The 24,177-nt window shown below is 43.9% G+C and carries 40 protein-coding genes and 1 pseudogene; all 41 read left to right on the top strand.

Annotated features, from left to right (window positions below; translation table 11 throughout):
- Positions 1–107: 107 nt before the first annotated feature.
- The 41 genes and pseudogenes from GZ22_RS17115 to rpsI all read left to right on the top strand — a co-directional run bounded on the left by GZ22_RS17115 (position 108) and on the right by rpsI (position 24,159).
- Entirely contained in the window at positions 108–359 is a 252-nt protein-coding gene (locus GZ22_RS17115) for a 50S ribosomal protein L7ae-like protein (RefSeq protein ID WP_038565160.1), read from the top strand.
- 109 nt (positions 360–468) lie between these two features.
- Complete coding sequence (gene rpsL / locus GZ22_RS17120) at positions 469–882, top strand: 30S ribosomal protein S12 (protein WP_038565163.1); 414 nt, start codon at positions 469–471, stop codon at positions 880–882.
- Positions 883–923: 41 nt separating this feature from the next.
- Positions 924–1,394, top strand: a complete 471-nt coding sequence (gene rpsG, locus GZ22_RS17125) for a 30S ribosomal protein S7 (protein ID WP_038565166.1) — start codon at positions 924–926, stop codon at positions 1,392–1,394.
- A gap of 39 nt (positions 1,395–1,433) precedes the next feature.
- Positions 1,434–3,512, top strand: a complete 2,079-nt coding sequence (gene fusA, locus GZ22_RS17130) for an elongation factor G (RefSeq protein ID WP_038565167.1) — start codon at positions 1,434–1,436, stop codon at positions 3,510–3,512.
- A gap of 124 nt (positions 3,513–3,636) precedes the next feature.
- Entirely contained in the window at positions 3,637–4,827 is a 1,191-nt protein-coding gene (tuf, locus tag GZ22_RS17135; RefSeq protein ID WP_038565169.1) for an elongation factor Tu, read from the top strand.
- A gap of 362 nt (positions 4,828–5,189) precedes the next feature.
- Positions 5,190–5,498, top strand: a complete 309-nt coding sequence (gene rpsJ, locus GZ22_RS17140) for a 30S ribosomal protein S10 (protein WP_038565171.1) — start codon at positions 5,190–5,192, stop codon at positions 5,496–5,498.
- Between the two features lie 27 nt (positions 5,499–5,525).
- Entirely contained in the window at positions 5,526–6,155 is a 630-nt protein-coding gene (gene rplC / locus GZ22_RS17145) for a 50S ribosomal protein L3 (RefSeq protein WP_038565174.1), read from the top strand.
- Between the two features lie 26 nt (positions 6,156–6,181).
- A complete protein-coding gene (gene rplD / locus GZ22_RS17150; protein ID WP_038565177.1) occupies positions 6,182–6,805 on the top strand; it encodes a 50S ribosomal protein L4 in 624 nt (207 codons plus the stop codon).
- Positions 6,805–7,095, top strand: a complete 291-nt coding sequence (gene rplW, locus GZ22_RS17155; protein ID WP_038565180.1) for a 50S ribosomal protein L23 — start codon at positions 6,805–6,807, stop codon at positions 7,093–7,095. Before rplD ends, rplW begins: the two co-directional genes overlap by 1 nt.
- 28 nt (positions 7,096–7,123) lie before the next feature.
- Positions 7,124–7,954: a 50S ribosomal protein L2 gene (rplB, locus tag GZ22_RS17160; protein ID WP_038565183.1), complete on the top strand. Its 831-nt coding sequence runs from the start codon at positions 7,124–7,126 to the stop codon at positions 7,952–7,954.
- Between the two features lie 57 nt (positions 7,955–8,011).
- Entirely contained in the window at positions 8,012–8,290 is a 279-nt protein-coding gene (gene rpsS / locus GZ22_RS17165; RefSeq protein ID WP_038565186.1) for a 30S ribosomal protein S19, read from the top strand.
- Positions 8,291–8,308: 18 nt separating this feature from the next.
- Positions 8,309–8,650 carry a 50S ribosomal protein L22 gene (rplV, locus tag GZ22_RS17170; RefSeq protein ID WP_038565189.1) on the top strand — a complete coding sequence of 114 codons (342 nt, stop codon included), beginning with the start codon at positions 8,309–8,311 and terminating at the stop codon, positions 8,648–8,650.
- A 3-nt stretch (positions 8,651–8,653) separates the two neighbouring features.
- A pseudogene (gene rpsC, locus GZ22_RS17175) lies at positions 8,654–9,320 on the top strand (30S ribosomal protein S3).
- The gene (gene rplP / locus GZ22_RS17180; RefSeq protein WP_038565195.1) at positions 9,314–9,748 is read left to right on the top strand and encodes a 50S ribosomal protein L16; all 435 of its coding nucleotides are present in this window, start codon (positions 9,314–9,316) and stop codon (positions 9,746–9,748) included. The pseudogene rpsC and the gene rplP overlap by 7 nt, the downstream one beginning before the upstream one ends.
- Positions 9,738–9,938: a 50S ribosomal protein L29 gene (gene rpmC / locus GZ22_RS17185; protein ID WP_038565198.1), complete on the top strand. Its 201-nt coding sequence runs from the start codon at positions 9,738–9,740 to the stop codon at positions 9,936–9,938. Before rplP ends, rpmC begins: the two co-directional genes overlap by 11 nt.
- A 22-nt stretch (positions 9,939–9,960) precedes the next feature.
- Positions 9,961–10,224, top strand: a complete 264-nt coding sequence (gene rpsQ / locus GZ22_RS17190) for a 30S ribosomal protein S17 (protein ID WP_038565201.1) — start codon at positions 9,961–9,963, stop codon at positions 10,222–10,224.
- A gap of 43 nt (positions 10,225–10,267) precedes the next feature.
- The gene (rplN, locus tag GZ22_RS17195) at positions 10,268–10,636 is read left to right on the top strand and encodes a 50S ribosomal protein L14 (protein ID WP_038565204.1); all 369 of its coding nucleotides are present in this window, start codon (positions 10,268–10,270) and stop codon (positions 10,634–10,636) included.
- Positions 10,637–10,672: 36 nt separating this feature from the next.
- Positions 10,673–10,984, top strand: coding sequence for a 50S ribosomal protein L24 (rplX, locus tag GZ22_RS17200; protein ID WP_038565207.1), 312 nt, complete (start codon positions 10,673–10,675; stop codon positions 10,982–10,984).
- 25 nt (positions 10,985–11,009) lie between these two features.
- Positions 11,010–11,549: a 50S ribosomal protein L5 gene (gene rplE, locus GZ22_RS17205; protein ID WP_038565210.1), complete on the top strand. Its 540-nt coding sequence runs from the start codon at positions 11,010–11,012 to the stop codon at positions 11,547–11,549.
- 21 nt (positions 11,550–11,570) lie between these two features.
- A complete protein-coding gene (locus tag GZ22_RS17210) occupies positions 11,571–11,756 on the top strand; it encodes a type Z 30S ribosomal protein S14 (protein WP_038565213.1) in 186 nt (61 codons plus the stop codon).
- Between the two features lie 31 nt (positions 11,757–11,787).
- A complete protein-coding gene (gene rpsH, locus GZ22_RS17215) occupies positions 11,788–12,186 on the top strand; it encodes a 30S ribosomal protein S8 (protein ID WP_038565217.1) in 399 nt (132 codons plus the stop codon).
- 29 nt (positions 12,187–12,215) lie between these two features.
- A complete protein-coding gene (gene rplF, locus GZ22_RS17220) occupies positions 12,216–12,752 on the top strand; it encodes a 50S ribosomal protein L6 (protein WP_038565220.1) in 537 nt (178 codons plus the stop codon).
- Positions 12,753–12,784: 32 nt separating this feature from the next.
- Positions 12,785–13,147 (top strand): 50S ribosomal protein L18, encoded by a 363-nt coding sequence (gene rplR / locus GZ22_RS17225; protein WP_038565223.1) that lies wholly within the window; start codon positions 12,785–12,787, stop codon positions 13,145–13,147.
- Between the two features lie 21 nt (positions 13,148–13,168).
- Positions 13,169–13,672: a 30S ribosomal protein S5 gene (gene rpsE / locus GZ22_RS17230; RefSeq protein WP_038565226.1), complete on the top strand. Its 504-nt coding sequence runs from the start codon at positions 13,169–13,171 to the stop codon at positions 13,670–13,672.
- Between the two features lie 13 nt (positions 13,673–13,685).
- Positions 13,686–13,868, top strand: coding sequence for a 50S ribosomal protein L30 (rpmD, locus tag GZ22_RS17235; protein WP_038565229.1), 183 nt, complete (start codon positions 13,686–13,688; stop codon positions 13,866–13,868).
- A gap of 30 nt (positions 13,869–13,898) precedes the next feature.
- Entirely contained in the window at positions 13,899–14,339 is a 441-nt protein-coding gene (gene rplO / locus GZ22_RS17240) for a 50S ribosomal protein L15 (RefSeq protein WP_038565232.1), read from the top strand.
- Positions 14,339–15,628 carry a preprotein translocase subunit SecY gene (secY, locus tag GZ22_RS17245; protein ID WP_038565234.1) on the top strand — a complete coding sequence of 430 codons (1,290 nt, stop codon included), beginning with the start codon at positions 14,339–14,341 and terminating at the stop codon, positions 15,626–15,628. Before rplO ends, secY begins: the two co-directional genes overlap by 1 nt.
- A gap of 39 nt (positions 15,629–15,667) precedes the next feature.
- Complete coding sequence (locus GZ22_RS17250; protein ID WP_038565236.1) at positions 15,668–16,318, top strand: adenylate kinase; 651 nt, start codon at positions 15,668–15,670, stop codon at positions 16,316–16,318.
- A gap of 383 nt (positions 16,319–16,701) precedes the next feature.
- A complete protein-coding gene (locus GZ22_RS17255; RefSeq protein ID WP_038565238.1) occupies positions 16,702–17,010 on the top strand; it encodes a KOW domain-containing RNA-binding protein in 309 nt (102 codons plus the stop codon).
- Positions 17,011–17,014: 4 nt separating this feature from the next.
- Positions 17,015–17,233 carry a translation initiation factor IF-1 gene (gene infA / locus GZ22_RS17260; protein WP_038565240.1) on the top strand — a complete coding sequence of 73 codons (219 nt, stop codon included), beginning with the start codon at positions 17,015–17,017 and terminating at the stop codon, positions 17,231–17,233.
- A gap of 35 nt (positions 17,234–17,268) precedes the next feature.
- Positions 17,269–17,382, top strand: coding sequence for a 50S ribosomal protein L36 (rpmJ, locus tag GZ22_RS17265; protein WP_003156543.1), 114 nt, complete (start codon positions 17,269–17,271; stop codon positions 17,380–17,382).
- Between the two features lie 22 nt (positions 17,383–17,404).
- Positions 17,405–17,770, top strand: coding sequence for a 30S ribosomal protein S13 (gene rpsM / locus GZ22_RS17270; RefSeq protein ID WP_038565245.1), 366 nt, complete (start codon positions 17,405–17,407; stop codon positions 17,768–17,770).
- A gap of 18 nt (positions 17,771–17,788) precedes the next feature.
- Positions 17,789–18,178: a 30S ribosomal protein S11 gene (gene rpsK, locus GZ22_RS17275; protein ID WP_038565248.1), complete on the top strand. Its 390-nt coding sequence runs from the start codon at positions 17,789–17,791 to the stop codon at positions 18,176–18,178.
- 183 nt (positions 18,179–18,361) lie between these two features.
- Positions 18,362–19,306, top strand: coding sequence for a DNA-directed RNA polymerase subunit alpha (locus GZ22_RS17280; protein WP_038565251.1), 945 nt, complete (start codon positions 18,362–18,364; stop codon positions 19,304–19,306).
- Between the two features lie 46 nt (positions 19,307–19,352).
- Positions 19,353–19,706 carry a 50S ribosomal protein L17 gene (rplQ, locus tag GZ22_RS17285; protein ID WP_038565254.1) on the top strand — a complete coding sequence of 118 codons (354 nt, stop codon included), beginning with the start codon at positions 19,353–19,355 and terminating at the stop codon, positions 19,704–19,706.
- 204 nt (positions 19,707–19,910) lie between these two features.
- On the top strand, positions 19,911–20,744 hold the full coding sequence (locus tag GZ22_RS17290) for an energy-coupling factor ABC transporter ATP-binding protein (RefSeq protein ID WP_038565257.1): 834 nt from the start codon (positions 19,911–19,913) through the stop codon (positions 20,742–20,744).
- The gene (locus GZ22_RS17295; RefSeq protein ID WP_038565260.1) at positions 20,720–21,586 is read left to right on the top strand and encodes an energy-coupling factor ABC transporter ATP-binding protein; all 867 of its coding nucleotides are present in this window, start codon (positions 20,720–20,722) and stop codon (positions 21,584–21,586) included. Before GZ22_RS17290 ends, GZ22_RS17295 begins: the two co-directional genes overlap by 25 nt.
- Positions 21,579–22,382 carry an energy-coupling factor transporter transmembrane component T family protein gene (locus GZ22_RS17300; RefSeq protein ID WP_038565261.1) on the top strand — a complete coding sequence of 268 codons (804 nt, stop codon included), beginning with the start codon at positions 21,579–21,581 and terminating at the stop codon, positions 22,380–22,382. Before GZ22_RS17295 ends, GZ22_RS17300 begins: the two co-directional genes overlap by 8 nt.
- Before the next feature lie 11 nt (positions 22,383–22,393).
- Entirely contained in the window at positions 22,394–23,137 is a 744-nt protein-coding gene (gene truA / locus GZ22_RS17305; protein WP_038565263.1) for a tRNA pseudouridine(38-40) synthase TruA, read from the top strand.
- A gap of 170 nt (positions 23,138–23,307) precedes the next feature.
- Positions 23,308–23,745, top strand: a complete 438-nt coding sequence (rplM, locus tag GZ22_RS17310; RefSeq protein WP_038565265.1) for a 50S ribosomal protein L13 — start codon at positions 23,308–23,310, stop codon at positions 23,743–23,745.
- A 21-nt stretch (positions 23,746–23,766) separates the two neighbouring features.
- On the top strand, positions 23,767–24,159 hold the full coding sequence (gene rpsI / locus GZ22_RS17315; RefSeq protein ID WP_038565267.1) for a 30S ribosomal protein S9: 393 nt from the start codon (positions 23,767–23,769) through the stop codon (positions 24,157–24,159).
- Positions 24,160–24,177: the final 18 nt, after the last annotated feature.

The raw sequence follows: 24,177 nt of genomic DNA on the forward strand, positions 1-24,177 counted from the left end.
CGGAAGCACTGTAAATCTCTTGTTAAGGTGATTGACATCAGCTTACTAGAGTGATACTATAATCAAGGTGCTTCCGATTCTCCTTGTTTACTTTGGAGGATATGCATATGTCTTATGAAAAAGTAGCGCAAGCTAATACGGGAATCGTTATCGGAACCAAACAAACACTCAAGGCCATGAAGCAAGGCCAAGTGAACTCAGTTGTCATTGCAAATGACGCTGCCGAGCATATTACCAGCCAGGTAAGAAAGCTGGCAGAAGAATTAGGCATACCAGCGATCCAAGTGGATTCTATGAAACGCTTAGGTGAAGCTTGTGGCATAGATGTAGGGACAGCTACTGTGGCAATTAAAAGATAGTTTTGGCGAAGCTGATGCTAGCTCAGCTCGTGAAAGCTTTGTTTTTTGCCCAAAAATGAACCACCTGGATGTGTGGTATTACGAAAAAGCTTTGAAAGGAGGAAAAAACATGCCTACTATTAACCAATTAGTACGCAAAGGTCGCGTAAGCAAAACAAAGAAATCTGACTCTCCAGCATTGAACAGAGGGTACAACAGTTTCAAGAAATCTTTGACTAACCAGTCTTCTCCACAAAAACGTGGTGTTTGTACTCGTGTTGGTACAATGACTCCGAAGAAACCAAACTCCGCATTGCGTAAATATGCACGTGTACGTTTGACAAACGGAATCGAGGTTACTGCCTACATTCCTGGTATCGGACACAACTTGCAAGAGCACAGTGTTGTTTTGATCCGCGGCGGACGTGTAAAAGATTTACCGGGTGTACGTTACCATATCGTACGTGGTGCGCTTGATACTTCAGGTGTTGACGGCCGCGCACAAGGTCGCTCTAAATATGGTACTAAACGCCCTAAAAAATAAGACTAACATAATATAACCATCATCAGAAAGGAGGAGAATATATGCCAAGAAAAGGTCCTGTAGCTAAACGTGACGTGTTGCCAGATCCGTTGTACAACTCTAAATTGGTAACTCGTTTGATCAACCAAATCATGGTTGACGGACAACGCGGTAAAGCTCAAAAGATTCTTTATGCAGCATTCGAACTAGTTAAAGAACGTAGTGGAAACGATCCAATGGAGGTTTTCGAAACATCCATGAAGAACGTTATGCCTGTACTTGAAGTACGCGCACGCCGCGTTGGTGGTTCCAACTACCAAGTACCAGTTGAAGTACGCCCAGAGCGTCGTCAAGCACTAGGTCTTCGTTACATTGTTAACTATTCCCGTCTACGCGGTGAAAAAACAATGGAAGAGCGTCTTGCTAACGAAATTCTTGATGCGTCTAACAACACAGGTGCTGCTGTTAAGAAACGTGAAGATATGCATAAAATGGCGGAAGCAAACAAAGCGTTTGCTCACTACCGCTGGTAAAATATATCTTAAATTCACTCTAGGAAGGAGAAAGACCGTATGGCTAGAGAGTTCTCCTTAGAAAATACGCGTAATATCGGTATCATGGCTCACATCGATGCCGGTAAAACAACTGCAACAGAGCGTATTTTATTCTATACAGGACGTATCCACAAAATTGGAGAAACTCACGAAGGTGCTTCTCAAATGGACTGGATGGAGCAGGAGCAAGAGCGTGGTATCACTATCACATCTGCTGCAACAACTGCTCAATGGAAAAACCACCGTATTAACATCATCGATACACCAGGACACGTAGACTTCACTGTTGAAGTAGAACGTTCCCTACGTGTACTTGATGGTGCGGTAGCTGTGCTTGATGCACAGTCTGGTGTTGAGCCTCAAACAGAAACTGTTTGGCGTCAGGCTACAACTTACGGTGTACCACGTATCGTATTCGTCAACAAAATGGATAAAACAGGTGCAGACTTCCTTTATTCAGTTAAGACGATGCATGAGCGTCTGGGCGCTAACGCGCACCCAGTACAAATCCCAATCGGTGCAGAAGATGATTTCGAAGGAATCATCGACCTAATCACTGGGGAAGCTCATTTTTACCTTGATGATCTTGGACAAAAGTACGAGACTCGTGAGATCCCTGCAGATATGCAAGATCTTGTGGATGAGTACCGTACAAACCTTATCGAAGCAGTAGCGGAACAAGATGAAGATCTTATGGAACGCTACCTTGAAGGGGAAGAGATCTCTAACGAAGAGCTTAAACAAGCTGTTCGTAAAGCTACTCTAAGTGTTGAATTCTACCCAGTATTCTGTGGTTCAGCATTCAAAAACAAAGGTGTTCAGCTTCTAATCGACGGTGTTGTTGATTACTTGCCGGCACCAACTGACGTACCAGCTATCGAAGGTATCGTTCCTGGTACTGAAGAGAAGATCGTACGTAAATCCAGCGACAGCGAGCCATTCAGTGCACTTGCTTTCAAAGTTGCAACTGACCCGTTCGTAGGTAAACTTACTTTCTTCCGTGTGTACTCTGGTACATTGGAAGCAGGTTCTTACGTGAAAAACTCTACGAAGGACAAGCGTGAGCGCGTAGGCCGTATCCTACAAATGCACGCAAACACTCGTGAAGAGATTTCCAAAGTTTACGCTGGTGATATCGCAGGAGCAGTTGGTTTGAAAGATACTTCGACTGGTGATACGTTATGTGATGAAAAATCACTAGTTATCCTTGAGTCTATGGTATTCCCAGAGCCAGTTATCTCTGTAGCGATCGAACCAAAAACAAAAGCGGACCAAGATAAAATGTCCGTTGCACTTGGTAAACTAGCTGAAGAAGATCCTACATTCAGAACTGAAACTAACCCAGAAACTGGTCAGACTATCATCTCCGGTATGGGTGAGCTTCACTTGGATATCATCGTTGACCGTATGCGTCGCGAATTCAAAGTAGAAGCTAACGTAGGTGCTCCACAGGTAGCATACCGTGAAACATTCCGTGCATCTGCTGAAGTCGAAGGTAAATTCGTACGTCAGTCCGGTGGTCGCGGTCAGTTCGGACACGTTTGGATCAAATTCGAGCCAAACGAAGAAGGCGCTGGTTTCGAGTTCGAGAATAAAATCGTTGGTGGTGTAGTTCCTCGTGAATACATCCCATCTGTTGAAGCTGGAATCAAAGAATCAATGCAAAACGGTGTATTGGCTGGTTATCCGCTGATCGACGTTAAAGCATCACTATTTGATGGAAGCTATCACGATGTCGATTCCAACGAGATGGCATTTAAAGTTGCTGCTTCAATGGCGCTTAAAAACGCTAAGAACAAATGTAACCCTGTCATCTTGGAACCACTTGTAAAAGTGGAAGTTGTTATCCCAGAAGAATACATGGGAGACATCATGGGCGATATCACTTCCCGTCGCGGACGTGTTGAAGGTATGGATACACGCGGACCTGCTCAGGTAGTTAATGCATTTGTGCCACTTGCTGAAATGTTCGGTTACGCAACAGCGTTGCGTTCCAACACACAAGGCCGTGGAACTTATACAATGACATTCGACCACTATGAAGAAGTGCCGAAAAGCGTTGGAGAAGAAATTATCAAGAAAAACGCTGGACAATAATTGATTTTTGGCCAGTAATCGAGTATAACTTGTATTGGAAGCGTGCGTGCACGCATGCTTCTGCAGTACAAGAAACATACTATCTAATACATGAGATATTTCCATATTTAAGGAGGAATTACTAATGGGTAAAGAAAAATTCGACCGCTCCAAATCCCACGTTAACGTTGGTACAATCGGACACGTTGACCATGGTAAAACAACACTAACTGCAGCTATCACAACTGTACTTCATAAGAAATCAGGTTCTGGTCAAGCTATGGCTTACGATCAAATCGATGGTGCTCCAGAAGAAAGAGAACGTGGAATCACTATCTCTACTGCACACGTAGAGTACGAAACTGATACTCGTCACTATGCACACGTTGACTGCCCAGGTCACGCTGACTATGTTAAAAACATGATCACTGGTGCTGCACAAATGGACGGAGCTATCCTAGTAGTATCTGCTGCTGATGGTCCAATGCCACAAACTCGTGAGCACATCCTTCTTTCTCGTAACGTAGGTGTTCCTGCGATCGTTGTATTCCTAAACAAATGCGACATGGTTGACGATGAAGAACTTCTTGAACTTGTTGAAATGGAAGTTCGCGATCTTCTAAGCGAATACGACTTCCCTGGTGACGATGTACCAGTTATCAAAGGTTCTGCTCTTAAAGCTCTTGAAGGTGATGCTGATTACGAAGCTAAAATCTTCGAACTTATGGACGCTGTTGATGAGTACATCCCAACTCCAGAACGCGACAAAGAAAAACCATTCATGATGCCAGTTGAGGATGTATTCTCTATCACTGGTCGTGGTACTGTAGCTACAGGCCGCGTTGAGCGTGGAGAAGTTAAAGTTGGAGACGAAGTTGATATCATCGGTCTTAACGAAGCTCCTAAGAAAACAATCGTTACTGGTGTAGAAATGTTCCGTAAACTTCTTGATTACGCTGAAGCTGGCGATAACATCGGTGCTCTACTTCGTGGTGTATCCCGTGATGACATCAGCCGTGGACAAGTACTTGCTAAACCAGGTACAATCACTCCACACACAAAGTTCAAAGCTGAAGTTTATGTTCTTTCTAAAGAAGAAGGTGGACGTCACACTCCATTCTTCACTAACTACCGCCCACAGTTCTACTTCCGTACAACTGACGTAACTGGCGTAGTTCACCTTCCAGAAGGTACTGAAATGATCATGCCTGGCGATAACACAGAGATGTCTGTTGAGCTTATCTCTCCAATCGCTATCGAAGATGGTACTCGCTTCTCTATCCGTGAGGGTGGACGTACTGTTGGATCAGGCGTTGTATCTGTTATCGAAGCGTAAGCTGATATAACAATATAGAAGAAACAGACAGCAGACGTGCTGTCTGTTTTTTTATATACTTAGTCCCAAAGATTGGCAGCGCCAGTAAATTGTAAAAAAAGCTGAAATGACTTGAAAACAGTATAAAGCCTATGTATAATACATAAAGTGTCATCTTATGAAGGAATACAGACTTTTAAGCTGTAAAACTAGATAAGACTTGCATTGACCGCATTTTTTCTATATAATTATAATGTTGGTCATTTAAAGGCGATGATGCGGGAGGTTGTTGGCACACCAGGCCCCTTTGCCATGGCAGGGTGGTCAAGTTAATTTCCGCTGAGAATGTCCTAAAGAATAAGGGCGATAAAGGAGGGAAAATAATGGCAAAAGAGAAAATCAGAATCCGTCTAAAAGCATACGATCATAGAATCCTTGATCAGTCTGCAGAAAAAATCGTAGATACAGCGAAACGTTCTGGTGCTAACGTATCAGGTCCGATTCCGCTTCCTACAGAGAAATCTGTATACACAATTCTACGTGCGGTGCACAAATACAAAGACTCTCGTGAGCAGTTCGAAATGCGCACTCACAAACGTCTTATCGATATCGTTAGTCCTACACCGCAAACAGTTGATTCATTGATGAGACTTGACTTACCGTCCGGTGTGGACATCGAAATTAAACTATAATTTTACACAAAATAGGAGGTGTAACGGATGACGAAAGGAATCTTGGGACGCAAGATCGGCATGACACAGCTATTCACTGAAAGTGGTGAACTTCAAGCTGTAACAGTTATCCAAGCTGAACCAAACGTAATTCTTCAAAAGAAAACTGTTGAAACTGACGGTTACAACGCATTGCAACTAGGATTTGCTGATCAGAAAGCAAACAACGCTAACAAACCTGCTAAAGGCCATGCTGAGAAAGCAAACACAACACCTAAGCGCTACATTCGTGAAATCCGTGACGCTGCTCTTGACGAACACGAAGTTGGACAAGAGGTTAGCGTAGAGATTTTCGCAGCTGGAGACGTAGTGGATGTAACAGGTACTTCTAAAGGTAAAGGATTCCAGGGCTCTATCAAGCGCCACAACCAATCCCGCGGACCTATGTCACACGGTTCACGTTACCACAGAAGACCAGGTTCCATGGGTGTAATTGACCCTATGCGCGTTTTCAAAGGTAAAGCACTACCAGGACAAATGGGCGGAGAGCAAATCACTGTTCAGAACCTTGAGATCGTTAAAGTTGACGCTGAGCGCAACCTTATCCTTGTTAAAGGTAACGTACCTGGTGCGAAAAAATCTTACGTGAAAGTATCAGGTGCCGTAAAAGGTAACTAATTCACAATACGAAGGGAGGATATATCATGCCTAAAGTAGCACTATTCAACCAGAGCGGATCTCAAGTCGGAGAAATCGAATTGAACGATTCCGTTTTCGGTATCGAGCCACACACACATGTATTACACGAAGCAGTACTAATGCAACGTGCTTCTATGCGTCAAGGTACGCATAAAGTTAAAGGACGTTCTGAAGTACGAGGCGGTGGAAGAAAGCCATGGCGTCAAAAAGGTACTGGCCGCGCACGTCAAGGATCCATCCGTTCACCACAATGGGTTGGCGGTGGAACAGTCTTCGGACCGACTCCACGCAGCTACAGCTACAAACTACCTAAAAAAGTTCGTCGTCTAGCGCTTAAATCAGCACTATCTTCTAAAGTACAAGAAGAAAACATCGTAGTTCTAGAGAGCCTTGCATTTGATGCTCCTAAAACAAAAGATGTCGTTGCTATGCTTAATGCACTTAACGTTGATAAAAAGGTGTTGATCGTTACTGCAGATAAAGACGAAACTGTTGTACGTTCTGCAAACAACCTTAAAAATGTTAAAGTGTTGAAACAAAGCGAAGTTAACGTTCTTGACTTGCTTACGCATGATAAGCTGATCTTAACGAAAGAGGCAGCTGAAAAAGCAGGGGAGGTGCTTGCATAATGAGAGAACCACGTGATATTATTAAGCGCCCTGTAATTACGGAACATTCTTCCGACCTAATGGTTGATAAGAAGTACACGTTTGAAGTTGACAAACGTGCTAACAAGATCGAAATCAAACAAGCGGTTGAAGTAATCTTTGGTGTAAAAGTGGAACAAGTGAACACTCAAAACCTTAAAGGTAAATTCAAACGTCAAGGTCGTTACGGCGGATACCGCCCAGATCGTAAAAAAGCAGTAGTAACACTATCAGAAGACAGCAAAGAAATTGACTTCTTCGAAGGTGTTTAAGAAATAATAGAGAAGGAGGGAAACAACGATGGCGATTAAAAAGTATAAACCGATTACTAACGGACGTCGTAACATGTCTGTATCGGATTTTGCCGAAATTACAACTGACAAGCCTGAGAAATCATTGCTTGCACCGCTTCACAAACGTGGCGGACGTAACAACCAAGGTAAATTGACTGTACGTCACCAAGGTGGTGGACACAAACGTCAATACCGTATTATCGACTTCAAACGCGACAAAGATGGAATACCAGGACGCGTTGCTACAATCGAGTACGATCCAAACCGTACTGCGAACATCGCTCTAATTCACTATGTTGATGGTGAAAAACGCTACATCCTTGCTCCAAAAGGCTTGGAAGTAGGAACTGAGATCATTTCTGGTGAAGGTGCTGACTTCAAAGTGGGTAACGCTATGGAGCTTGCTACAATCCCAGTTGGTACGATCATCCACAACATCGAATTGAAACCAGGCCGCGGTGCTCAGCTAGCTCGTTCTGCTGGTGCACAAGCTCAAATCCTTGGCCGTGAAGGTAAATATGTTCTTGTAAGACTAACTTCTGGTGAAGTGCGTCTAGTACTAGGTACTTGCCGTGCTACAGTAGGTCAGGTTGGTAACTTGGAACATGAACTAATCGTAATTGGTAAAGCAGGACGCTCTCGCTGGTTAGGCAAACGCCCAACTGTCCGCGGATCTGTAATGAACCCTAATGATCACCCACACGGTGGTGGTGAAGGACGCGCTCCAATCGGACGTAAATCACCAATGTCTCCTTGGGGTAAACCAACACTTGGTTACAAAACACGTAAACGTAATAAGCAGTCCGATAAATTTATCGTACGTAAGCGTAAAAAATAATGTGGTAGCAAGGCGGGGATTATCACCCGTCTCGATATCGCAAAGGGAGGTTTATGTATGGGTCGCAGTTTGAAAAAAGGACCTTTCGCAGATGATCATTTGCTTAAGAAAGTCGACAAATTGAACGAAGACGACAAGAAACAAGTTATCAGAACTTGGTCCCGTCGTTCTACTATTTTCCCAACATTCGTTGGACACACAATCGCTGTGTACGATGGCCGTAAACACGTACCTGTTTATGTTACTGAAGATATGGTAGGTCATAAACTTGGTGAATTCGCGCCAACTCGCACGTACAGAGGACACGCAGCGGACGACAAGAAAACAAAACGCTAAGAGGGGAGGCAATCCTAAATGCAAGCAAAAGCTATGGCAAAATCAGTTCGCATTGCTCCTCGTAAGGTCCGCTTAGTTGTTGATTTAATTCGAGGAAAAAATGTCGGAGAAGCTGTTGCGATTTTGCGTCACACTCAGCGTGGTGCATCATTGGCAGTAGAAAAAGTACTTCGTTCTGCAGTTGCTAACGCAGAGCACAACTATGAAATGGATACGGATAACCTTGTTATCTCTGAAGCATTCGTTAACGAAGGTGCTACATTGAAACGTTTCCGTCCACGCGCTCAAGGCCGCGCAAGCCAAATCAACAAACGTACTAGCCACATTACAGTGGTTGTTACAGAAAAGAAGGAGGGTTAAGCAGTGGGTCAAAAAGTACATCCGATAGGTCTTCGCGTCGGCGTCATCCGTGACTGGGAATCCAAGTGGTACGGTGGCAAAGATTACGCTGATTTACTACATGAAGATATCAGAATTCGTGATTATCTAGAACAACGTTTGAAAGATGCTGCACTTTCTAAAGTGGAGATCGAACGTGCTGCTAACCGTGTAAATATCTCTATTCACACTGGTAAACCTGGTATGGTAATCGGTAAAGGCGGTTCCGAAGTAGAAGCACTTCGTAAAGCATTGAACAGCCTGACTGGCAAACGTGTTCACATCAACATCGTTGAAGTGAAACGTGTAGATCTTGATGCTAAATTGGTAGCAGACAACATCGCTCGTCAACTTGAAAACCGTATCTCATTCCGTCGTGCACAGAAACAAACATTGCAACGCGCAATGCGTGCTGGTGCTAAAGGTATCCGTACACAAGTTTCCGGTCGTCTAGGCGGAGCAGATATCGCTCGTGCAGAATCTTACAGCGAAGGAACAGTTCCACTTCATACTCTACGTGCTGACATCGACTATGGCACAGCTGAAGCTGATACAACTTATGGTAAGCTTGGCGTTAAAGTATGGATCTATCGTGGCGAAGTCCTTCCAACTAAAAACAACCGATAAGGAAGGGGGAAAAGCATTATGTTAATGCCTAAACGCGTAAAATATCGTAGACAACACCGTGGTAAATTGAATGGCCGTGCTAAAGGCGGTACAGAAGTCGCATTTGGTGAATGGGGTTTACAAGCTCTTGATCCAGCTTGGATCACTAGCCGTCAAATCGAATCTGCTCGTATCGCTATGACTCGTTACATGAAACGTGGCGGTAAAGTATGGATTAAAATCTTCCCAGATAAGCCATACACTAAAAAACCTCTAGAAGTCCGAATGGGTTCCGGTAAAGGTTCTCCTGAAGGCTGGGTTGCTGTAACGAAACCTGGTAAGATCATGTTCGAAATTGCTGGAGTATCTGAAGAGGTGGCTCGCGAAGCATTGCGTCTTGCTTCTCATAAACTGCCAATTAGAACTAAGATCGTAAAACGTGAAGAAATTGGTGGTGAAATCAATGAAGGCTAATGAAATCAAAGAACTGACCACTGCCGAAATTGAACAAAAAGTTAAGTCTCTTAAAGAAGAACTTTTCAACCTGCGCTTCCAATTAGCTACTGGACAGCTTGAGAATACAGCACGTATTCGCACAGTCCGTAAGACAATTGCTCGCATGAAGACAGTTGTTCGTGAAAGAGAATTAAGCGTAAATAACTAAATTCCGAGAGGAGGTTCGCGACATGAGTGAACGTAACAATCGTAAAGTCTACGTTGGACGTGTTGTATCCGATAAAATGGATAAAACAATCACTGTTCTTGTTGAAACCTACAAAACTCACAAGCTGTACGGCAAGCGTGTTAAGTATTCTAAAAAACTTAAAGCGCATGATGAAAACGGTACAGCAAAAACTGGTGACTTGGTCCGTATCATGGAAACTCGTCCTTTATCTGCAACGAAACGTTTCCGTTTGGTTGAAGTAGTAGAAGAAGCAGTAATTATCTAATTTAAGATCGCTCGGAAGGATTCCGAAGGGAGGTACCACTCGTATGATTCAACAAGAGACTCGTTTGAAAGTCGCTGATAACTCTGGTGCTCGTGAAGTCCTAACAATTAAAGTGCTAGGCGGATCTGGTCGTAAAACAGCTAACATTGGTGACGTAATCGTTTGTACGGTGAAACAAGCAACACCTGGTGGCGTTGTCAAAAAAGGTGAAGTTGTTAAAGCTGTAATCGTACGTACGAAAAGCGGTGTTCGTCGTAAAGATGGTTCTTACATCAAATTCGACGAAAACGCAGCTGTTATCGTTAGAGATGACAAGAGCCCAAGAGGAACTCGTATCTTCGGACCAGTTGCACGTGAATTGCGTGACGCTAAGTTCATGAAGATCGTTTCCCTTGCTCCTGAAGTATTGTAAAAACTCTCAATGCCTTGTTAAGGAGGTGCAGTACACATGCATGTTAAAAAAGGTGACAAAGTTAAAGTAATCACTGGTAAAGATCGTGGTAAAGAAGGTACCATCCTTGAAGCTTATCCGAAGAAAGACCGTGTTCTTGTCGAAGGAATAAACATCGTCAAAAAACACGCGAAACCTTCTCAGGATAACCCGCAGGGCGGAATCCTTGAAATCGAAGCAGCGATTCACGTTTCTAACGTAATGCTGATCGATCCTAAAACTGGAGAGCCAACTCGCGTAGGCTACGAAGTGAAAGACGGCAAAAAAGTCCGTATCGCTAAGAAATCCGGTCAAGCTATCGATAAATAATTTCTTCTGAAAGGAGGGCTACTCGATGAATGAATTGAAACAAAGATATCAAGGCGAGATTTCTCCATCTCTAATGGAAAAATTCAGCTATAAATCTGTAATGCAAGTACCAAAGATCGAAAAGATCGTTATTAACATGGGTGTCGGTGACGCCGTTCAAAACTCTAAAGCACTTGATTCTGCAGTAGAGGAATTGTCTTTGCTTGCTGGTCAGCAGCCAATCATCACGAAAGCTAAGAAATCTATCGCAGGTTTCCGTCTTCGTGAAGGTATGCCAATCGGAGCGAAAGTTACATTGCGCGGAGAGCGTATGTATGAATTCCTTCAAAAACTAGTCGCAGTTTCCCTTCCACGTGTACGTGACTTCCGTGGTATCTCAAACAAAGCGTTTGATGGTCGTGGTAACTATACACTAGGTGTTAAAGAACAGCTAATCTTCCCAGAAATCAATTACGATAAAGTAAGCAAAGTACGTGGAATGGACATCGTTATCGTAACTACAGCCAACACTGACGAAGAAGCTCGTGAGCTACTTACTCAGCTAGGCATGCCTTTCCAAAAATAAAGGTAAAAAGGAGGGAATATTGTGGCTAAAAAATCTATGATCGTGAAACAACAACGCCCACAGAAATTTAAAGTACAAGAGTATACACGCTGCGAACGTTGCGGACGTCCACACTCTGTACTACGTAAATTCAAGCTATGCCGTATTTGTTTCCGCGAACTAGCCTATAAAGGTCAAATTCCTGGCGTTAAAAAAGCAAGCTGGTAATCCCCTAAATCAGGGAAGGAGGTAATGATTAATGGTTATGACAGATCCTATCGCAGATATGCTAACTCGTATTCGTAATGCAAACACTGTTCGTCATGAAAAACTGGAGCTTCCTGCTTCTAAGTTGAAAAAGGATGTTGCTGATATCCTTAAACGTGAAGGCTTTATTCGCGATTACGAATTCGTTGAAGATGATAAACAAGGTGTTCTACGCATCTTTTTGAAATATGGTAAAAACGACGAGCGTGTTATCACTGGTATCAAACGTATCAGTAAACCTGGTCTTCGTGTTTACGCGAAATCTACTGAAATTCCACGTGTCCTTAACGGACTTGGTATCGCAGTTGTTTCAACTTCTAAAGGCGTATTGTCTGATAAAGAAGCACGTGAGCAAGCTGTCGGCGGCGAAGTGCTAGCATACGTTTGGTAATTCCCAACAATTAGTAAGGAGGTGCACATATGTCCCGCGTAGGTAAAAAGATTCTTGAAATCCCTGCAGGCGTTGAATTCAAAAATGAAAACAACACTGTGACTGTAAAAGGTCCTAAAGGTGAATTGACTCGTACATTCCACCAAGATATGGTGATCAAAGTTGAAGAGAACGTTCTTACTGTTGAACGCCCAACTGACAGCAAGGAACACCGTGCTCTTCACGGAACTACTCGTTCTATCCTTGGAAACATGGTACAAGGCGTACACGCTGGTTATGAGAAAGCTCTTGAAATCATCGGTGTAGGTTATCGTGCTACTAAACAAGGCAACAAAGTCGTGATCAACGCTGGTTATTCTCATCCAGTTGAAGTTGAACACCGTGATGGTATTGAAATCGAAGTTCCTTCTAACACTCGTGTAGTTGTTAAAGGTATCGATAAGGAAGCTGTTGGCGCAGTAGCTGCTAACATCCGTGCAATCCGTCCTCCAGAGCCTTATAAAGGTAAAGGAATCCGTTACGAAGGCGAATTCGTACGTCGTAAAGAAGGTAAAACAGCGAAATAAGGTTTTCGTTAAACCAGAAAGGAGTGACCTGAATGATTACAAAAGTTGCAAAAAACGAATCGCGTAAGAGAAGACATAATCGTGTTCGTAAAAGCATTTCAGGAACATCTGAGCGTCCACGTTTGAACGTTTTCCGTTCTAACAAGCACATTTACGCACAGTTGATTGATGATACAACTGGTAAAACACTTGCAAGTGCTTCTACTAAGGATGCTAGCCTTAGCCTAGAATCTACAAGCAATGTTGAAGCAGCTCAAAAGGTCGGAGAAGCAGTTGCTAACCGTGCAAAAGAAGCTGGCGTAACAACTATTGTATTTGACCGTGGAGGCTACCTTTACCACGGACGTGTTAAAGCATTGGCTGAAGCAGCTCGTGAAGCTGGTCTTAAATTCTAATCTAAAAAGGAGGGACACAACTTGCGTACAACAATTGACCCGAACAAACTTGATCTTGAAGAACGCGTAGTAACGGTTAACCGTGTTGCTAAAGTAGTAAAAGGTGGTCGTCGTTTCCGTTTCGCTGCTCTTGTAGTAGTAGGCGACAAAAACGGCCATGTAGGTTTCGGTACTGGTAAAGCACAAGAAGTACCAGAAGCGATCCGTAAAGCTATCGAAGACGCGAAGAAAAATCTTATTACTATACCTATCGTTGGTACAACTATTCCACATGAAATCATCGGTGAATTCGGCGCCGGCAACATCTTGATGAAGCCAGCTGCAGAAGGTACTGGAGTTATCGCCGGTGGACCTGTACGTGCCGTACTTGAGCTTGGTGGTATCGGAGACATCCTTTCTAAATCACTTGGTTCTAACACTCCAATCAACATGGTTCGTGCAACACTTAACGGACTTAGCAGATTGAAACGTGCAGAAGAAGTTGCGAAACTTCGTGGAAAGTCTGTAGAAGAACTGTTAGGATAAGGAGGGAAAGCACATGGCTAACAAATTAGAAATCACCCTCACGCGCAGTACGATCGGAAGACTAGAAAAACAGCGCAAAACTGTTCAAGCTCTAGGCCTTAGAAAGATCCGTCAGTCAGTTGTTTTGGAAGACAATCCAACTGTTCGCGGTATGATCAACAGAGTTTCTCATCTAGTATCAGTTAAAGAAGTATAATGATTTAAATGTAAAAGAGGAGGTGCCATTATGAAACTTCATGAATTGAAGTCAGCAGAAGGAACACGTAAAACTCGCAATCGTGTAGGTCGTGGTATGTCTTCAGGTAACGGTAAAACATCCGGCCGTGGACATAAAGGACAAAATGCACGCTCTGGCGGCGGTGTACGTCTAGGTTTCGAAGGTGGCCAAATGCCACTATTCCAACGTCTTCCTAAACGTGGATTCACAAACATCCACCGTACTGAGTACTCAATTGTTAACCTTGAAACCCTTAACCGCTTTGAAGAGGGTACAGAGGTAACTCCAGAGCTTCTACTTGAAAGCGGAGTTGTTAGCAAATTGAGAGCCGGTATTAAAGTTCTAGGAAACGGAAACATCGAAAAGAAACTTACTGTTAAAGCTCACAAGTTCTCTGCTTCTGCTAAAGAAGCGATTGAGGCAGCGGGCGGTCAAACAGAGGTGATCTAATGTTTCGTACAATCTCCAATTTTATGCGTGTAAAAGATATACGAAATAAAATCATCTTTACATTGCTTATGCTGATCATTTTCAGACTCGGTACGTTCATCCCTGTTCCATTTACCGATCGTTCCGCGATCGACTTTATGAATCAGCAGAACGTATTCGGATTTCTGAATACCTTTGGCGGAGGTGCATTGCAGAACTTCTCCATCCTTGCGATGGGTATTATGCCGTACATCACTGCCTCGATCATCATGCAGCTTCTGCAAATGGATGTCATTCCGACATTCAGTGAGTGGAAAAAGCAAGGAGAGATGGGACGTCGTAAGTTGGCACAGGTGACTCGTTATGCCACTATCGTGCTAGCGTTAATTCAGGCGGTAGGTATGTCCATCGGATTCAATCAGTTATCCGGCGGTATGCTCATTTCCGATCCAAGTTTTTATAAGTTCGCTGTCATTACAATCGTATTGACTGCAGGAACAGCATTCTTGATGTGGTTAGGAGAACAGATCACAGCTCATGGTGTAGGTAATGGTATTTCCATTATTATCTTCGCCGGTATCGCTGCAGCAATTCCAAATGGTTTAAACCAGCTTTGGGAGCAGTACTTCAGCAATCCTGGTGATGATTTATTCCTAAATGTCGTGATCGTTGCAATTATCGCTATCGTGATCATTGCCGTAATTGTTGGTGTGATTTATATCACACAAGCACTTCGTAAAATTCCAATCCAGTATTCGAAGCGTACCACTAGTCGTTCACAAGTAGGCGGTCAATCCACTCACTTGCCGATTAAAGTAAACGCTGCTGGAGTAATCCCTGTAATTTTCGCAGTTTCCTTTATCTATGCTCCGCGTACAATCGCGAGTTTCTTTGAAGGAAATGTAGCAACTACGATCGAGAACGTATTCGATTATACGCAACCAATTGGGATGGTAATCTATGTAGTCCTGATTCTTGCATTTAGTTATTTCTATACATTTGTTCAGGTTAATCCGGAACAAATGGCAGAGAACTTAAACAAGCAAGGTGGCTACATCCCGGGTATTCGCCCAGGGAAAAGCACGGAAACGTACCTCACCAGTGTGATGTATCGTTTAACCTTCGTTGGGTCTCTCTTCTTGGCTGCTGTAGCTGTATTGCCTATTATCTTAGGCTCTATTGCCAACTTGCCGACTTCTGTCCAAATCGGAGGAACGAGCCTGCTGATCGTGGTAGGGGTAGCGTTGCAGACGATGAAACAGCTAGAAAGCCAGTTAGTGAAGCGTCATTACCGAGGCTTCATGAAATAGAGAACAGTCTACAAACAGACGAGAGCGAGGGGAATTTCGTTGAACTTAATTCTTATGGGTCTGCCGGGTGCCGGTAAAGGTACACAGGCAGAGAAGATTGTAGATAAATATAGCATCCCTCATATCTCAACAGGAGATATGTTCCGAGCTGCAATAAAAGAAGGAACGGAACTTGGCCGTGAAGCGAAAGCTTTCATGGATCAGGGGAAACTAGTTCCGGATGAAGTAACAATTGGTATAGTCCGTGACCGTTTAGGTAAGGATGACACCAACAACGGATTTTTACTTGACGGTTTTCCTCGTACGCTTGCTCAGGCAGAAGCGCTTGACGCATTGCTGGACGATTTGGATGCTAATGTAGATTACGTCTTACATGTAGAAGTTCCGCAGGAGAATTTGGTGGAGCGTTTATCTGGCAGATGGGTTTGTCCGACATGCGGCACTACGTATCATACCGTCTATAACCCTCCGAAAGAAGAAGGGGTATGCGACAAGGATGGTACTGCGCTGATCCAGCGAGACGACGATAAGCCGGAAACGGTGAAAAAACGTTTGGAAGTCAATATCGAGCAACAGAAACCGATATTGGACTTCTACAACGATAAGGGCTATCTTGTAACAGTGAACGGTGACCAAGCAATCGATCAGGTCTTCCACGACATCGATCAGCGCTTGAATAATCTTCGCTGATACAGGTGTGCAAGCTATACTCTTTTAGTACGGGTGGAATTGCTCTTTAGGCTCGAGATAGCGTAAGGATGCATTCTATCCCTTGATAGAGTATAATAGACCTCGTGGTAGAGTTGAAACGAGTTTGCTTTCGCAATTCGTTCAAGCTTCCATCATCGGAACCGTGCCTTACTGATATCCTGACGCTAATTGACAAGGCTGAATATGAACAATCATGAAACAAATTGTGACTCAATTTGTGGACTTAATATAGATTCCCTAACATGCAGCTTTTCTAACCTGGACTTTCAGACAGAAAAGTGGTAGAATATGCTCCTTGTTTGCAGCATAGAATGCTAACTTACGCACAGCTTCGAAATAAGCTATGATGAAGGTGATCATGTTTGAGCGAAACGGATACAAGTCCACGGATTGGTCAGGTTGTTCGTATCGCACATGGGCGAGAAGCAGGTGAGCTTGCGATTGTCATTCGAAAAATTGACAGTCGTTTTGTGTTGCTTGCTGACGGAGAGAAACGAAAGTTTGATTCACCGAAGCGCAAAGCATTGCGTCATGTGGATCCACTGCCGTATGTATCACCGGAAGTTCGCCGCAGCCTTCTAGAAGCTGGTCGCGTAACCAATGGTAAACTGCGATTTGCGATATCTACTTATGTCAATCATACCGTGAAGAGATTTGAAGAAGGGAGATAGACCGATGGCGAAAGATGATGCAATTGAAGTAGAAGGAACTGTCACCGATACATTGCCTAATGCGCAATTTAAGGTGGAGTTAGAGAATGGCCACACCGTTTTAGCACATGTTTCCGGTAAAATTCGTATGCACTTTATTCGAATTCTTCCTGGAGATAAAGTAACGGTAGAGCTTTCCCCTTATGACTTAACTAAAGGACGTATTACGTACCGTTATAAATAATTTGACTAGCTCCGATACTAAAGGAGGAATAGATGATGAAGGTAAGACCATCTGTAAAGCCGATTTGCGAAAAATGTAAAGTCATTCGTCGTAAAGGCAAAGTAATGGTAATCTGTGAAAATCCTAAGCATAAGCAAAAACAAGGATAATACAAGGAGGTGCACGTAGCTAATGGCACGTATAGCAGGTATTGATATTCCGCGTGACAAACGCGTTGTTATTTCCCTAACATACATCTATGGAATTGGAAAAAACACAGCGCAAAAGGTACTAAAAGAAGCTGGCGTTTCTGAAGATACACGTGTTCGTGATCTTACAGAAGACGAACTATCCAGAATTCGTCAAACAATTGACAGCTACACTACTGAAGGGGATCTTCGCCGTGAAGTATCTCTTAACATCAAGCGTCTAATCGAAATCGGTTCTTATCGTGGTCTTCGCCACCGTCGTGGATTGCCGGTTCGTGGTCAGAAAACGAAGAACAACTCTCGTACTCGTAAAGGCCCACGCCGTACAATCGCTAACAAGAAAAAATAAGTAAGGAGGTAAACAAACATGGCTCGTAAACAACAAACTCGTAAACGTCGTGTGAAAAAGAATATCGAAACTGGTATTGCTCACATCCGTTCTACTTTCAACAACACAATCGTTACGATTACTGATGTACAAGGTAACGTAATCAGCTGGAGCAGCTCAGGTTCCCTTGGTTTCAGAGGATCCCGTAAATCTACTCCATTCGCTTCACAGATGGCTGCTGAAGCTGCTGCCAAAGTTGCTGTAGAAAACGGCATGAAGACTTTGGAAGTAACAGTTAAAGGCCCTGGTGCTGGCCGTGAAGCTGCGATCCGTTCACTTCAAGCTGCAGGTATTGAAGTAACTGCGATCCGTGACGTCACTCCAGTTCCACATAACGGCTGCCGTCCGCCTAAACGTCGTCGCGTATAAGTTTTTCCTGCTTGCTGTATAGAATTTGTATCCCTGTCTATAATGGGTTATGATAGCTTAAAAGCGATCAGGTCATACAGTAAGAAACGTATCGTCAAGATGCAGAAACGGGAACCAATATGGGGAATTTCGGTTAGGAGTAATTCTAACCGGGGTTTCGACGTTTTAAAGGAGGGCTTTATAATGATCGAAATTGAAAAACCAAAGATTGAAACGGTTGAGATCAGCGATGATGCTACATTTGGAAAGTTCGTTGTAGAACCGCTTGAGCGTGGATATGGTACTACACTAGGAAACTCCTTGCGTCGTATCCTATTATCCTCACTTCCTGGCGCTGCTGTAACTTCCATTCAAATTGATGGCGTGCTCCATGAATTCTCTACGATTGAAGGCGTAGTAGAAGACGTGACAACCATCATTTTGAACTTGAAGAAACTGGCTCTTAAAATCTACTCTGATGAAGAAAAAACATTAGAGATCGATGTACAAGGTGAAGGGAAAGTAACTGCTGCTGATATCACTTTCGATAGTGATGTAGAAGTGCTGAATCCGGATCTTCATATTGCAACTTTGGGCAAGAATGCTCACTTGCATATGAAGCTTACGGCAGAACGCGGCCGTGGCTACCGTCCAGCTGATCAGAATAACCATGAAGATCAGCCGATTGGTGTCATTCCAATTGACTCCATCTTTACGCCAGTTTCAAAAGTGACGTATCAAGTGGAAAACACGCGTGTTGGCCAGTTGGCTAACTTCGACAAACTGACGTTAGATGTATTCACTGACGGCAGTATCCGACCTGAAGAGGCAGTGTCTCTTGGTGCTAAGATTTATACGGAGCATTTAAATATCTTCGTAGGTCTTACTGATGAAGCACAGAATGCCGAAATCATGGTTGAAAAAGAAGAAGACCAAAAAGAGAAAGTTCTTGAGATGACTATCGAAGAATTGGACTTGTCTGTTCGTTCTTACAACTGTCTGAAACGTGCTGGAATCAACACGGTACAAGAACTTGCTAATAAATCTGAAGAAGACATGATGAAAGTGCGTAACCTAGGACGTAAATCATTAGAAGAAGTTAAAAAGAAACTAATCGATTTAGGACTTGGTCTTCGTAAAGAAGACTGATCCCGCCTAGCGGAGCATTTGACACCAGGAAAGGGAGGGATAACCTATGGCTAGAAAGTTAGGACGTACTACGGATGCTCGTATGGCGCTTTTGCGTAACCTTGCAACTGATCTTATCGTTCACGAAAGATTGGAAACAACGGAGGCGAAAGCTAAGGAGCTTCGTTCTGCAGTTGAAAAAATGATCACTCTTGGCAAACGTGGAGATCTTCACGCTCGTCGTCAAGCTGCTTCATTCTTGTACGGTACTAAAGCGGACGAGAACCAAGATGCAGTTCAAAAACTATTCAGCGATATCGCCGGACGTTATGAAGAACGTCAAGGAGGTTACACACGCGTGTTGAAACTTGGACAGCGTCGTGGTGACGGTGCCGCTATGGCAATCATTGAACTAGTATAATGTATTAACAAGGGCAGGAAAATCTCTACCACGAGGTGTATTCCGGCCCTTTTTCTTTTGCAGATAAAGCAAGCGCCACTACTAGCGCTTGCTTTTCTTTTTTGTCTGGATTCTTTATACTAGCTATAGAAATGACAGGAACGGACAAACACGTTTAGTATTTCCCCGGAAATAGTCGGGTAATGACGAAGGAGCTCGAAAAGCATGTACGCGATTGAATTTAAGAATGTTTCTTTCCGATATGAGGAAGAGCAGCCCTATGTACTTCGCAATGTCAGTTTCCAAGTAGAAGCGGGGGAGTGGCTGGCAATCATCGGTCACAATGGCTCAGGCAAGTCGACGATTGCCAAGCTGATGAATGGACTGCTGTTTCCAACTGAAGGGGAAATCATTATTAACGGCATACCACTGAACGAAGAGAATATATGGGAGATACGACGCCAAGTAGGCATGGTTTTTCAAAACCCAGACAATCAATTCGTTGGTACGACTGTTCGTGATGATGTAGCTTTTGGCTTGGAGAACTGTGGTGTGCCTCGTGCGGAAATGATGGATCGAATTACTTCTTCATTAGAACAGGTACGTATGCAGGATTACTTGCTACATGAACCATACCGACTATCTGGCGGTCAGAAGCAACGTGTGGCTATAGCAGGTGTACTTGCTATATCTCCTAGTGTTATTATCCTGGATGAAGCAACAGCGATGCTGGACCCACTTGGCAGGAAAGAAATCCTTGATACTGTTCATCGTGTTCAAGCAGCGCAGCAGCTTGGTCTAATTACTATTACTCACGACTTGAATGAAGTGATGCAGGCGCATCGGGTGATGGTTATGAATGATGGAGAAATATGGACGACTACTGTACCGAGGGAATTAGTGAAAAGGCAGACCGAACTGCAGCAGATCGGTTTAGACGTGCCATTTGTAACGCAGCTTGCTCATGCTTTGGAAAGACAAGGTATTACCCTGGATGAGCAGCCGATTGATCACGAGGAGTTGTTAGATGCATTATGGACATTACATTCAAACAAGTAGATTATACGTATCAGGCAAACTCCCCGTTTGAGCATAAAGCGTTAAAGAATCTGTCATTCCATCTGCCAGGAGGGAGCTTCACTGCTATTGTCGGTCATACTGGCAGCGGTAAGTCTACTCTATTGCAGCACTTGAACGGACTAGTCAGACCTACAAGCGGAAATGTACAGATTGGTGAGCATACGTTGGAGCCAAAGAAGAAGCCTAAGCAAGCAAAAGAGCTGCGTAAACAAGTAGGCATTGTATTCCAATACCCTGAGCATCAGCTATTTGAAGAAACAGTAGAGAAGGATATCGCCTTCGGCCCGCGTAACTTCGGTGTAGCAGAGAAAGAGATAGCCAAGCGTGTTAAAGAAAGCGCAGCGGCGGTAGGTTTGGATCTATCTTTATTAAGTAGATCGCCATTTGAGTTAAGTGGGGGGCAAATGCGTCGTGTTGCGATTGCAGGTGTGCTTGCTGTACGACCTCGTGTACTTGTTCTGGATGAACCGACAGCAGGGTTAGATCCACGCGGTCAGCAGGAGATTATGGATATGTTTTACCGGCTTCATAAAGAACAGCAGCTGACAACTATATTGGTAACACACAGTATGGAGGATGCGCTGACTTATGCCGATCATATGCTTGTACTCGATAAAGGGGAAAAGTATATGGAAGGAACTCCTGTTGAAGTCTTTCAAGATCGGCAAGCTCTTCAGCAAGTTCAGCTTGATGTGCCGGAGATATTCCAGTTTCTTCAGAAGACATCCGAGCGCTTCGGCAAACAGGTAGCTTATGAGGGAGAGAACGTTGACAGGCTCGCTGAGCAGCTGGCAGATTTGGCAGGTGATAAACATGAATAATCTGCTGATTGTCGGTCAGTATGTTCCGACCAATAGCATCGTTCACCGGATGGATCCGAGAATCAAAATGCTGATCATCTTCTTTTATGTGATTTTCATTTTCTTTGCCAATAACATCGTCAGTTATGCGCTGTTCACAGTGTTTGCGGTTGGAGGTACACTTCTGACGAAAGTACCGTGGCGGTTTATCGCCAAGGGGCTGACACCAGTATGGTTTCTGATTGTGTTTACGTTTATCTTGCACTTATTCGTTACAAAGGAAGGCACTGTATTGGTAAATGTATTCGGATTGCCGATCTACAGCGGAGCACTGGAACAAGGAGCTGTCATCTCGTTGCGTTTCTTTTTGCTTATCCTTTTGACATCTCTGCTGACGTTAACGACTACACCGATAGAAATCACAGACGGAGTTGAGTCCCTACTCGGACCACTGCGCCGATTCAAGTTCCCTGTACACGAACTGGCGCTGATGATGTCTATATCATTACGTTTTATCCCGACTTTGCTCCAGGAAACCGAGAAAATTTCCAACGCACAGGCTTCCAGAGGTGTGGATTTCCGTACAGGGCCATTCAGGGAGCGTGTACGGGCTGTAATTCCATTGCTGGTGCCTTTATTTGTCAGCGCCTTTAAACGGGCAGAGGAGCTTGCTATGGCGATGGAAGCAAGAGGCTATCGTGGCGGAGAAGGACGTACGAAGCTTCGGGAGTTGCAAGTGATGAGGCGGGATGTTGCGGCACTCGTCATCTTCATTATAGTGGTTGCAGCAGCCTTGATAACGAGAGATTATAGTTAGGAGTTACAAAGATGACGCAACGTATAAAAGCGACTGTCAGCTATGACGGGACACGCTTTTTTGGCTTCCAGGTCCAGGACAACCAACGAACAGTCCAAGGAGAGCTGCAGAAGGCACTTATGACGATTCATAAAGGACAGACAATAAGGATTCAAGCCTCGGGTCGTACGGACGCAGGCGTGCATGCCAGAGGGCAGATTATTCATTTTGATACGGAACTTCGTATGGGAGAGTATAATTGGCGTAAGGCGCTCAATGCCTTGCTGCCGGATGATGTGCGGATAATAGACATAGCACAAGTGGATAAAGATTTCCATGCACGATATAGTGTAAAGCGGAAACAGTATAAGTTCTTTGTCCTCAATGCTCCTGAACAAGATGTGTTCAAGCGTCATTATGTGCATCATGTACCTTATAATCTTGAGCTAGATAGGATTCAGCAAGCTATCACAGCTATTGAGGGGACGCATGACTTCAGCGCTTTTTGTTCCGCAAGTACAGGAGTCAAAGGCGACAAGATCCGGACCATCTATGAAGCTGTGTGTGAAAAGCAGGACGACATGCTTGTTTTTACCTTCACGGGAAGTGGCTTTCTGTATAATATGGTGCGCATACTTGTTGGTACACTAATCGACATTGCAAACGCACGCAAGGAGCCAGAAGATATGGCTAGAATACTAGAGTCGAAGGACCGGAAGCTGGCGAGTAAAACCGCTGCTGCGAGCGGACTTTGCCTTTGGAAAGTGGACTACTGAAAACTTTTTTGTAAAACAACGCATTCGGGTGTTACATGCTCTTGACATGAGGGTCTATGATGATATACTATGGTTTATGGCATTTTATTTCTATACCACGATTAGCCCCGGAAGACTAATTGTGTAGAATAATAAATGAACGATTCAATCGAAAAAATGGAGGAAATGACATGCGTACAACATTCATGGCGAACGAAAGCAATATCGAACGCAAATGGCTTGTTGTGGATGCAGAAGGCCAAACTCTTGGTCGTCTTGCAAGTGAAGTTGCTGCTATCCTACGTGGTAAGCACAAACCAACTTACACTCCACATGCCGACACTGGTGATAACGTAATCATCATCAACGCTGAGAAAATCGAACTTACTGGTAACAAACTTGCTGACAAGATCTACTACCGTCACTCTAACCACCCAGGTGGTTTGAAACAACGTACAGCTGACGAAATGCGTACAAAATACCCTGAGCAAATGCTTGAGCTTGCTGTTAAAGGCATGCTTCCTAAGGGACCACTTGCACGTAAAATGATCAAAAAGCTTCACGTATACCGTGGCGCTGAGCACAAACACCAAGCACAACAACCAGAAGTTTACACACTTCGCGGTTAATTAAAAAGGAGGTAAACGATAGTGGCACAAGTACAATACTACGGCACCGGTCGCCGTAAAAGCTCTACTGCCCGCGTACGTCTAGTACCAGGCACAGGTCAAGTAACAGTAAACAACCGTAGTGCGGAAGATTACTTCCCATACGAAACACTTCGTACAATCATCAACCAACCTCTAGTTGCAACAGAAACTGCAGGCAACTACGACGTTCTTGTAACTGTACAGGGTGGTGGATTCACAGGACAAGCAGGTGCTATCCGTCACGGTATCTCTCGTGCGCTTCTTGAAGCAGATCCAGAATACCGCGGAACACTTAAAAAAGCTGGCTTCCTAACTCGTGACGCACGTATGAAAGAACGTAAAAAATACGGTCTTAAAGGTGCACGTCGCGCTCCACAGTTCTCAAAACGTTAATTTTGGGCACTTACAAAA

This window comes from Terribacillus saccharophilus, from assembly GCF_000725365.1.
Taxonomy (GTDB): domain Bacteria; phylum Bacillota; class Bacilli; order Bacillales; family Amphibacillaceae; genus Terribacillus; species Terribacillus saccharophilus.

Excerpts from the sequence above, each read along its gene's own strand:
- GZ22_RS17115 (WP_038565160.1), top strand. The coding sequence starts at position 108 with ATGTCTTATGAAAAAGTAGCGCAAGCTAATACGGGAATCGTTATCGGA.
- rpsL (WP_038565163.1), top strand. The coding sequence starts at position 469 with ATGCCTACTATTAACCAATTAGTACGCAAAGGTCGCGTAAGCAAAACA.
- rpsG (WP_038565166.1), top strand. The coding sequence starts at position 924 with ATGCCAAGAAAAGGTCCTGTAGCTAAACGTGACGTGTTGCCAGATCCG.
- fusA (WP_038565167.1), top strand. The coding sequence starts at position 1,434 with ATGGCTAGAGAGTTCTCCTTAGAAAATACGCGTAATATCGGTATCATG.
- tuf (WP_038565169.1), top strand. The coding sequence starts at position 3,637 with ATGGGTAAAGAAAAATTCGACCGCTCCAAATCCCACGTTAACGTTGGT.
- rpsJ (WP_038565171.1), top strand. The coding sequence starts at position 5,190 with ATGGCAAAAGAGAAAATCAGAATCCGTCTAAAAGCATACGATCATAGA.
- rplC (WP_038565174.1), top strand. The coding sequence starts at position 5,526 with ATGACGAAAGGAATCTTGGGACGCAAGATCGGCATGACACAGCTATTC.
- rplD (WP_038565177.1), top strand. The coding sequence starts at position 6,182 with ATGCCTAAAGTAGCACTATTCAACCAGAGCGGATCTCAAGTCGGAGAA.
- rplW (WP_038565180.1), top strand. The coding sequence starts at position 6,805 with ATGAGAGAACCACGTGATATTATTAAGCGCCCTGTAATTACGGAACAT.
- rplB (WP_038565183.1), top strand. The coding sequence starts at position 7,124 with ATGGCGATTAAAAAGTATAAACCGATTACTAACGGACGTCGTAACATG.
- rpsS (WP_038565186.1), top strand. The coding sequence starts at position 8,012 with ATGGGTCGCAGTTTGAAAAAAGGACCTTTCGCAGATGATCATTTGCTT.
- rplV (WP_038565189.1), top strand. The coding sequence starts at position 8,309 with ATGCAAGCAAAAGCTATGGCAAAATCAGTTCGCATTGCTCCTCGTAAG.
- rplP (WP_038565195.1), top strand. The coding sequence starts at position 9,314 with ATGTTAATGCCTAAACGCGTAAAATATCGTAGACAACACCGTGGTAAA.
- rpmC (WP_038565198.1), top strand. The coding sequence starts at position 9,738 with ATGAAGGCTAATGAAATCAAAGAACTGACCACTGCCGAAATTGAACAA.
- rpsQ (WP_038565201.1), top strand. The coding sequence starts at position 9,961 with ATGAGTGAACGTAACAATCGTAAAGTCTACGTTGGACGTGTTGTATCC.
- rplN (WP_038565204.1), top strand. The coding sequence starts at position 10,268 with ATGATTCAACAAGAGACTCGTTTGAAAGTCGCTGATAACTCTGGTGCT.
- rplX (WP_038565207.1), top strand. The coding sequence starts at position 10,673 with ATGCATGTTAAAAAAGGTGACAAAGTTAAAGTAATCACTGGTAAAGAT.
- rplE (WP_038565210.1), top strand. The coding sequence starts at position 11,010 with ATGAATGAATTGAAACAAAGATATCAAGGCGAGATTTCTCCATCTCTA.
- rpsH (WP_038565217.1), top strand. The coding sequence starts at position 11,788 with ATGGTTATGACAGATCCTATCGCAGATATGCTAACTCGTATTCGTAAT.
- rplF (WP_038565220.1), top strand. The coding sequence starts at position 12,216 with ATGTCCCGCGTAGGTAAAAAGATTCTTGAAATCCCTGCAGGCGTTGAA.
- rplR (WP_038565223.1), top strand. The coding sequence starts at position 12,785 with ATGATTACAAAAGTTGCAAAAAACGAATCGCGTAAGAGAAGACATAAT.
- rpmD (WP_038565229.1), top strand. The coding sequence starts at position 13,686 with ATGGCTAACAAATTAGAAATCACCCTCACGCGCAGTACGATCGGAAGA.
- rplO (WP_038565232.1), top strand. The coding sequence starts at position 13,899 with ATGAAACTTCATGAATTGAAGTCAGCAGAAGGAACACGTAAAACTCGC.
- secY (WP_038565234.1), top strand. The coding sequence starts at position 14,339 with ATGTTTCGTACAATCTCCAATTTTATGCGTGTAAAAGATATACGAAAT.
- infA (WP_038565240.1), top strand. The coding sequence starts at position 17,015 with ATGGCGAAAGATGATGCAATTGAAGTAGAAGGAACTGTCACCGATACA.
- rpmJ (WP_003156543.1), top strand. The coding sequence starts at position 17,269 with ATGAAGGTAAGACCATCTGTAAAGCCGATTTGCGAAAAATGTAAAGTC.
- rpsM (WP_038565245.1), top strand. The coding sequence starts at position 17,405 with ATGGCACGTATAGCAGGTATTGATATTCCGCGTGACAAACGCGTTGTT.
- rpsK (WP_038565248.1), top strand. The coding sequence starts at position 17,789 with ATGGCTCGTAAACAACAAACTCGTAAACGTCGTGTGAAAAAGAATATC.
- GZ22_RS17280 (WP_038565251.1), top strand. The coding sequence starts at position 18,362 with ATGATCGAAATTGAAAAACCAAAGATTGAAACGGTTGAGATCAGCGAT.
- rplQ (WP_038565254.1), top strand. The coding sequence starts at position 19,353 with ATGGCTAGAAAGTTAGGACGTACTACGGATGCTCGTATGGCGCTTTTG.
- GZ22_RS17290 (WP_038565257.1), top strand. The coding sequence starts at position 19,911 with ATGTACGCGATTGAATTTAAGAATGTTTCTTTCCGATATGAGGAAGAG.
- GZ22_RS17295 (WP_038565260.1), top strand. The coding sequence starts at position 20,720 with ATGGACATTACATTCAAACAAGTAGATTATACGTATCAGGCAAACTCC.
- GZ22_RS17300 (WP_038565261.1), top strand. The coding sequence starts at position 21,579 with ATGAATAATCTGCTGATTGTCGGTCAGTATGTTCCGACCAATAGCATC.
- truA (WP_038565263.1), top strand. The coding sequence starts at position 22,394 with ATGACGCAACGTATAAAAGCGACTGTCAGCTATGACGGGACACGCTTT.
- rplM (WP_038565265.1), top strand. The coding sequence starts at position 23,308 with ATGCGTACAACATTCATGGCGAACGAAAGCAATATCGAACGCAAATGG.